The sequence below is a fragment of the Sandarakinorhabdus limnophila DSM 17366 genome (assembly GCF_945882885.1).
In the GTDB taxonomy this organism is placed as follows: Bacteria; Pseudomonadota; Alphaproteobacteria; order Sphingomonadales; family Sphingomonadaceae; genus Sandarakinorhabdus; species Sandarakinorhabdus limnophila_A.
The window spans coordinates 22,949-30,394 of the sequence record NZ_CAMCWT010000035.1 but is presented as its reverse complement, the minus strand read 5'-3'; the positions used below and the strand labels follow the sequence as shown (position 1 = coordinate 30,394).

The following is a 7,446-nucleotide window of genomic DNA, read 5'->3' as shown; positions in this document are numbered from 1 at the left end:
ACCAGGTCGATCAGGCTGTTGGAACCAAGCCGGTTGGCACCGTGCACCGAAACGCAGGCAGCTTCACCCACCGCGAAAAGGCCGGGCACCACGCTGTCGGGGTTGCCACCCTTCAGGGTGACGACTTCACCATGATAGTTCGTCGGAATACCACCCATGTTGTAGTGCACGGTTGGCACCACTGGGATCGGCGCCTTGGTGACGTCCACACCGGCAAAAACCTTGGCGGTTTCCGAAATGCCGGGCAGGCGCTGGGCCAGCACGGCGGAATCGATGTGATTGAGGTGCAGGTGGATGTGGTCGCCCTCAGCGCCGACACCGCGGCCTTCGCGGATTTCCATCGCCATCGAACGGCTGACGACGTCACGGCTGGCAAGATCCTTGGCCGACGGAGCATAGCGTTCCATGAAACGCTCACCCTGGCTGTTGGTGAGGTAACCGCCCTCCCCGCGCGCGCCTTCGGTGATCAACACGCCGGCGCCATAGATGCCGGTGGGGTGGAACTGCACAAATTCCATGTCCTGCATGGCAACGCCGGCGCGGATCGCCATGCCGCCCCCGTCACCGGTGGAGGTGTGCGCGGATGTGGCTGAGAAATAACAACGGCCATAGCCACCGGTCGCCAATACCGTCTGGTGACTGCGGAAGCGGTGGATGCTGCCATCCTCCATGTTGATGGCGATGACGCCCTTGCACTCCCCATTCACCATGATGAGATCAATGGCGAAATATTCGATGTAGAAATCCGTGCTGTACTTGAGGCTCTGCTGATAGAGCGCGTGCAGCATGGCATGCCCGGTGCGATCTGCCGCGGCGCAGGTGCGCTGCGCCGGTGGGCCGCTCCCCATGTTCTGCATCATGCCGCCAAATGGACGCTGATAAATGCGACCGGCCTCGGTGCGGCTGAACGGCACACCGAAATGCTCCAGCTCGTAAACCGCGGCCGGGGCTTCCTTGCACAAATACTCGATCGCGTCCTGATCGCCCAGCCAGTCGCTGCCCTTCACCGTGTCATACATGTGCCAGGTCCAGTGATCCGGGCCCATGTTGCCGAGCGCGGCCGCAATGCCGCCCTGCGCGGCAACGGTGTGGCTGCGGGTGGGGAAGACCTTGGTGATGCAGGCAGTTTTCAGCCCAGCTTCGGCAATGCCCATGGCAGCACGCAAGCCGGAGCCGCCGGCTCCCACCACGACAGCGTCGTAAACATGATCGATAATCTGATAGGCTTCAGGCACTTGAGCTTCCAATCAACCGGCAGACAGTGCGACCTTGAGCACCGAGAACAGTGACAGGGCAGCAAGGGCAAAGGTGTAGAAGTTGAGGGCCAGCATGGCGATGACGCGCTTTGACCCATGCAGATAATCTTCCAGCATCACCTGCACACCCAGGCGGAAGTGCCAGAAAACGCTGACCACCAGCAGACACATCGGCACCGCCACCAGCGGCTGGCGCATCCACATCACCGTGCTGGCATAATCCAGGCTGGGCAGGCGAGCGAGGCTGAAGACGAACCACAGCACCAGGAACAGGCTGGCCACCGCCGTGACGCGCTGCAACCACCAGTGATGGACAACCGCGCCGCCGCCGGCACCAAGACCTCGGACGCGGCCAAGTTGGGTTCCGTTACCCATGATCAATACCCCCGGCCGAGAAGGATGAAGGCCCAGAAGGCCAGCGTGGCAATGGCCGAAAATGCAAAGGTCGCCAGCGCCATGCGGCGCGATGTTACCAGATCAAAGCCTTCGCCCGAATCCATGATGAAGTGGCGGATGCCGCTGCCCATGTGCTGGAACATCGACCAGGTGAGACCAAAGCCGACAACCACGCCCAGCGGCGAAAAAACGATGTCCTGGAACAGGCGATAATAGGTTGGCCCGCTGGCCAGCGCCGCAAGCCACCAAGCAAAGATCACCACGGCGCCAAAGGCAAGCGCATGCCCCGTCACACGGTGCACGATAGAGACTGCCATGTGCACCCGCCATTTCCAGATGGTGAGGTGCGGTGAGAGCGGGCGCGGCGGCGGCGCTATTGGTCGAGATGCCATGAGTTGCCCTTCTTGCTGGCCCCTTTCGCTGCCCTGCCCTGCGGCCGAACGAGCGGATGGTTATGCGGGCCTTCATACCGTGCCTGCGCTGCGGTGCAACAGGCGCAAGATGATTAGGTCCTCACCCGGCGCACTGAATCAGAACGGTGCGCTCCAGCCCGGCATATCGGTGCACCAGTGCGTCGCGGTAGCTGTCGTCGGCCATCATGGCGAGGAAGTGCTGCCGGCTGGGGTAGCGCACCAACAGAAGCTTGTCCCAATTGGTCGCATCCGTGCCGGCCTGGCCGATGAAGACCTGCTCACATGGACCATCATAAAGCACCTCCGCCTGGGAAATGGCGCCGACCGCCACGGTGAAGGCATGCTGATAGCGGTCATAGGCCGCCTTGCCCGAACAGGAGGCCATGCCAGCCTCGGGCGAGTAGTTCGCGGTCTCGCGGAACTTCAGCAGGTTCATCATCACCACCGGCCCGTCACGGCCGTGATCGCGTAGGTTTCGAACCTGATCTCGGGTGGGATCGATGCTGGAATCATGATTATTATGAGAGGGAATGGCCATGGCACAGGGACTCGCAGTTGTGATCGATCAAGCGTAGCATCGCACCAATGACCGTGAAGATGCGGCGCTCGAAATGGGGAGGATGTGATGGCAACGATTGCTCCGGCCAGTGTGGCTGCTATTCCACTTGATGTGATCGATGTGTCTGACGCAACGCTGTATGGCAACGACAGTTGGCGGCCGGTGTTCGCCCGGTTGCGCGCCGAAGCCCCCGTCCATTACCAGGCCAACAGCCCGTTCGGCCCGTTCTGGTCGGTGAACAGCCACGCCGACATTATGGCGGTGGAGGCCCGGCCCGATATCTTCTCCTCCAGCCACGAATTCGGCGGCATCACCGTTGTCGATCTGTTTGGCGAGTATAATCTGCCGCAGTTCATCGCGATGGACCGGCCGCGCCACAGCGATCAGCGCCGGGTGGTGGCGCCGGCCTTTGGCCCATCTGAAATCGCCCGCATGGCCATCGAAGTCCGCAAGCGCACGAGCGAACTGCTCGACGGACTACCGATTGGTGAGGCATTTGATTGGGTTGACCGCGTCTCCATCGAATTGACCACTGGCATGCTGGCCATATTGTTTGATTATCCCTGGGAAAAGCGTCGCGATCTTACCTTGTGGTCAGACTGGGGTGGCGACATCGAAGCGGCATTGAACCCGGCGACCAAGGATATCCGCCAGCAGCACCTGATTGACATGACCAACGCGCTCGATGCCCTGATGACCGAGCGCAAGGCCAAGCCGCCAACCGGCGACCTGATCAGTGCCATGGCGCACAGCGATGCCATGGGCGATATGCCGTTCCAGGAACGCACTGGAAACTATATCCTTTTGATTGTGGGCGGTAATGATACCACCCGCAATTCGATGTCGGGCCTGGTGGAGGCCTTCAACCGTTTTGACGGCGAATGGGCCAAGTTAGAGGCCGACAACAGTCTGATTTCCAATACAATTTCGGAAGTCCTGCGTTGGCAGACGCCGCTCGCCCATATGCGGCGCACGGCGGTGGAAGATGCCGATATCGCCGGGGTTCCGGTGAAGAAGGGCGACAAGATCGTCGTCTGGTACATCAGCGGCAACCGCGACGAGAGCGTGTTCCCGGATGCCGAAACCTTTGATATCACACGCGCAAATGCCCGCAGGCACCTGTCGTTCGGCTTTGGCGTCCACCGGTGTGTGGGCGCGCGGCTGGCGGAGTTGCAGATCGCGGTGCTGCTGGAGGAACTTCTGGCCCGCAAATTGTTCCCGCGTCAGGTGGGAGCCGCCGAGTATGTGGCGCAATGCTTCGTGCACGGTTTCCGAAAGCTGCCGGTTGTGCTTGAACGGCGTTGATGCCGAAGCTTGATCTGTCCGCCCTGCCCGTCCGCTCTGGATCGGGATATCTGCCGCCGTTTGATGGCCCGGTGCTGGCGCGATCATGGCGCGCGGTGGCGGCGGCTGGCGGTCTGTGTCAGTTCGGTGCCAATCTGGTGACACTTGAGCCCGGCGCCTGGTCCAGCCAGCGTCACTGGCACACGCATGAGGACGAAATGCTGGTAATGCTGGCCGGCGAGGCGGTGCTGGTTGAGGAAAATGGCGAGACTCTGCTTACCCCCGGCGACATCGCCTGCTTCCCGGCTGGGGTTGCCAATGGCCATCATCTGCAGAACCGCTCCGCCCTGCCCTGCCAGTTCCTCGCCATCGGCACCGATCAGCCAGACATCGACGAATGTCATTATCCCGATATCGACATGCACCTCGATCCCTCCGGCTTCCGGCGCAAATCGGGGCCGGCGGCGTGATGGGCCGACGCACGATTTTGGCCTCTGGGCTGGCCGCCGGTCTGGCAAGCCTGTTGCCGGCGCGACTGGCCGCGCAAACGTTGCGGCAGGGCGCCACTTCCCTCGGCCTGCGGGTGGCGCCTGATCTGGAAGCAATGGTGCCGGTTGCGGGCGGGCGCATTTACGTTCGGGTCAACGGCGCCCTAGGCGGGAAACCGCCGATCCTGTTCATCCACGGCGGGCCGGGCAGTTCGCACTGGAGCTGGCTCAATGCCACCGCGCTGGCCGATGATCGCGCCGTGATCCTGTATGATCAGCTCGATTGCGGCAGTTCCGATCGGCCGGGCGATCCGGTCAACTGGGCGGTGGCGCGCTTCCTGTCTGAGATCGAAGCGATCCGTGCCCATTTCGGCATCGCGCGCTGGCATGTGCTGGGCGGCAGTTGGGGCGGCACATTGGCACTGGAGTATGGCGCCACACGGCCCGGCGCCCTGGCCGGGCTGGTGCTGCAATCGCCGCTGATTTCCACTGAGGTTTGGCTGCGCGATGCGGCCGAACTGAAAGCCGGCATGCCTGCCGACGTGCGCGATCTGCTCGACCGCTGCGACACGCCCGGTGCCGCGCCGAAGGCTGACTGCGATGCCGCCACGGCGGCCTTTTATGCCCGCCATGTCCGCCAGGTGATCCCGCCGCCGGCGATTGCCGCATATCGGGATGCACTGCCGGCACCGTTTGCGGAAGGTCTGTACAATCACATGTGGGGCCGCGCCGAATTCGCCTGCACCGGAACGCTGAAGGATTACGACGGGCAACCCCTGCTCGAACAACTTGATCCCAAGCGCGCCTTGTTCGTTGCCGGCCAGGATGATGAGGCCCGCCCCGCAACGGTTGCCAATTTCGCCATCGCCGCCGGCGCCAGGTTCGCGGAAATCCCCGACGCCTCGCACAGCATCATGCTGGACAATCCCGCCGCCTATCTTGGCCTGCTCAGGCCGTGGCTGGCCCGGCAGGACGCCTGAGCCGCTCCTGCCGGTTCAAACGGCAAGCCGTTTGAACGTTTGACATTTGTTCAAACTGCAAGCCGTTTGAACGTTGCGTAACGCGGATTATCCACCCCGCACTTGCCCAGCGTCACGGCAAGCAACGCATCCACCAGCCCGGGCGTCGCTGCCCCCATCGTGCCGGCGCGCAGCTGTTCGCACATTTGGGTGCGCAGCGTGCCCAGCGGCGCATCATGCCCCATCACACCGGCAAGCAGCGCCTGTTCGCGGGCCTGCGGTTGTTGCGCCAGTTCGCGCGCCACGATGGCCAGGGCGTTGCCCGCCACCTTGGCGTGAAAGGCGCGGCGGCCTTTCAGTTCCGGTTCCAGTTCCGCCAGGAACAATTGCACCGCCTCGATCAGCGTGGTGGCTTCGATCTGTTCGGCCATCACACGCTCCCGAACTTGAACAGGTGCATCAGGTCCAATTCCACTTCGGAAACGCGGCGGCCGATGGCGGCACGTTCCACGTTGCGCAGCCGGCCCGAAACATGGTCATCACCCAGTTGCAGGCAGGCGATGCCCCATCTCAACGTGCCGAAGACTTCCCAGAAGGCCGCGCGCTCGCGATCGACCGGATCGCCACCGGCCGCCTCATAGGCCGCATAAAGTTCATCGCGCTGGCCAAAGCCGCCCACCGGCCGGTCCCACACGCCAAAACGCCAAGAATTACAGCACAGCCAGCCCAGATCCTCGTGGCCGTCACCCAAATGCGCCAGTTCCCAATCCAGCACCGCCACCAGGCCGTCGGGGGCCACCAGGAAATTGCCGGAACGGAAATCGCCGTGGACGATATTTGTCGGCGGCCGATCCGCCACCCGTTCCCGCAACCAGGCAAAGGCGAGATCGAACACCGGCGAATCGACGCCAAAGCGGCGATAATTGCTGAACATGCGATCCAGCGACTGCGCCGTACTGCCCGATGGCAAGGCCAGCCCGTCAGCAACGCTGATCGGCAACTGATGCAACCGGGCCAGCACATCGGCGCACTGGCGCGTCATCGCGGCGCGCGCCGGGGCATATTCGGGCAGCTTCAGCCATTTCGGCGCCAGCGCCTCGCCCGGCAGCCGGGCCATCACATAGGCTTCGCCCAGGCCATCTTCCGGTGTCAGCACCCGCACCACTTCGGCTACGGGCAGGCCGCGCTCGAAGGCGCGCTGTTGAAGCCGGGCCTGATCGGCACGCGGCAGGCCGCCTTCGGGCACGGAACCGGTGGCGGCGCATTGCAGGATCAGTGGCCAGGCTGCGCCATCGGCTGTCACGGCATCCACGGCAAAGGTGGCCGAGGACGCCCCGCCCGACAATTGTTCCACATGGGCAACGGTGGCGCCAACCAGCGCCGAAATGATCTCAGGCGTTGGAAGTTTTTGGGGAGCAGCCATCAGTCGCTGGCCAGGCGGGCGTAGCTGACTTCGTCGAACCACGCATCGCCATCGCGCCAGCTTTGCACGAAGCGTCCTTCCTCCCGGAACCAGCGGCGTTCCAGCACGCGCTGGGCCGGACGGTTGCGGGCATCGGTGACGGCAACCAGGCGGCGGCCGTTGCGGAACAGGCGGCGCACCATCGCTTCAACCGCTTCGGCACACAGGCCCTGCCGCTGCCAGCGTGGATCGAGCGCAAAGCCGAGTTCGGCCGTGGCATTCCACGGCGGCGAAAAACGGATGCCGAGGTCACCGATCATGCTGCCATCCTTGGCGGTCATCGCGAATTGTTGCCACCCATCGGAATCGGGAGCCGCGCGCCGCTGCATGGCCGCAATCACGGCGATGCTTTCTTCCACCGAACGTTCCAGTGGATCAAACGGCGCGGCGGCGCGGCTGCGGTGCCAGTCGGCAGCGTCATCCACCTGCATCGGCCGGATGAGCAGTCGATCCGTTTCAATTTCCCAGTCATTCATCCTGTAACCGAATTGTCGAACTGCGATTGGTCTTTCCCTTGCACGATGGCAACGGTCGGGCAAGAAGCGTCAGTGCCGGGGCGTGAGCCGGGCTTGAAAAAACATCAAACATCTGCAACTTCCCTGCGCCATGGCCCGGCGAACGGAATTGTT

Annotated in this window: 10 protein-coding genes; 3 read left to right on the top strand and 7 right to left on the bottom strand. The window is 63.2% G+C overall.

All coding sequences use genetic code 11. From position 1 onward, the window contains the following. From sdhA to Q7O19_RS09050, 4 genes are all read right to left on the bottom strand, one after another. Positions 1–1,235, bottom strand: a 1,235-nt coding sequence (sdhA, locus tag Q7O19_RS09065) for a succinate dehydrogenase flavoprotein subunit (RefSeq protein WP_303810051.1), incomplete at its 3' end; no start/stop codon positions are given. Positions 1,236–1,247: 12 nt separating this feature from the next. Beyond that, positions 1,248–1,631 (bottom strand): succinate dehydrogenase, hydrophobic membrane anchor protein, encoded by a 384-nt coding sequence (sdhD, locus tag Q7O19_RS09060; protein WP_022678931.1) that lies wholly within the window; start codon positions 1,629–1,631, stop codon positions 1,248–1,250. A gap of 2 nt (positions 1,632–1,633) precedes the next feature. After that, positions 1,634–2,044, bottom strand: a complete 411-nt coding sequence (gene sdhC / locus Q7O19_RS09055; RefSeq protein ID WP_022678932.1) for a succinate dehydrogenase, cytochrome b556 subunit — start codon at positions 2,042–2,044, stop codon at positions 1,634–1,636. Positions 2,045–2,165: 121 nt separating this feature from the next. Then, a complete protein-coding gene (locus Q7O19_RS09050; protein ID WP_303810049.1) occupies positions 2,166–2,603 on the bottom strand; it encodes a hypothetical protein in 438 nt (145 codons plus the stop codon). 87 nt (positions 2,604–2,690) lie between these two features. Between Q7O19_RS09050 and Q7O19_RS09045 the strand changes: the two genes are divergently transcribed. Genes Q7O19_RS09045 through Q7O19_RS09035 form a run of 3 tightly spaced genes read left to right on the top strand, consistent with a single transcriptional unit; the run spans position 2,691 to position 5,376 of the window. Then, positions 2,691–3,929, top strand: a complete 1,239-nt coding sequence (locus Q7O19_RS09045; protein WP_303810047.1) for a cytochrome P450 — start codon at positions 2,691–2,693, stop codon at positions 3,927–3,929. Beyond that, a complete protein-coding gene (locus Q7O19_RS09040) occupies positions 3,929–4,378 on the top strand; it encodes a cupin domain-containing protein (protein ID WP_303810045.1) in 450 nt (149 codons plus the stop codon). Before Q7O19_RS09045 ends, Q7O19_RS09040 begins: the two co-directional genes overlap by 1 nt. Beyond that, positions 4,378–5,376, top strand: coding sequence for a proline iminopeptidase-family hydrolase (locus Q7O19_RS09035; RefSeq protein ID WP_303810044.1), 999 nt, complete (start codon positions 4,378–4,380; stop codon positions 5,374–5,376). Before Q7O19_RS09040 ends, Q7O19_RS09035 begins: the two co-directional genes overlap by 1 nt. A gap of 50 nt (positions 5,377–5,426) precedes the next feature. Here Q7O19_RS09035 and Q7O19_RS09030 read toward each other — a convergent pair whose 3' ends face one another. The 3 genes from Q7O19_RS09030 to Q7O19_RS09020 are packed head-to-tail and all read right to left on the bottom strand — an operon-like array spanning position 5,427 to position 7,293. Next, positions 5,427–5,786, bottom strand: coding sequence for a DUF6285 domain-containing protein (locus Q7O19_RS09030; protein WP_303810042.1), 360 nt, complete (start codon positions 5,784–5,786; stop codon positions 5,427–5,429). After that, the gene (locus Q7O19_RS09025) at positions 5,786–6,778 is read right to left on the bottom strand and encodes a phosphotransferase family protein (protein ID WP_303810040.1); all 993 of its coding nucleotides are present in this window, start codon (positions 6,776–6,778) and stop codon (positions 5,786–5,788) included. The genes Q7O19_RS09030 and Q7O19_RS09025 overlap by 1 nt, the downstream gene beginning before the upstream one ends. After that, complete coding sequence (locus tag Q7O19_RS09020) at positions 6,778–7,293, bottom strand: GNAT family N-acetyltransferase (RefSeq protein ID WP_303810038.1); 516 nt, start codon at positions 7,291–7,293, stop codon at positions 6,778–6,780. The genes Q7O19_RS09025 and Q7O19_RS09020 overlap by 1 nt, the downstream gene beginning before the upstream one ends. Between the last annotated feature and the right edge of the window lie 153 nt (positions 7,294–7,446).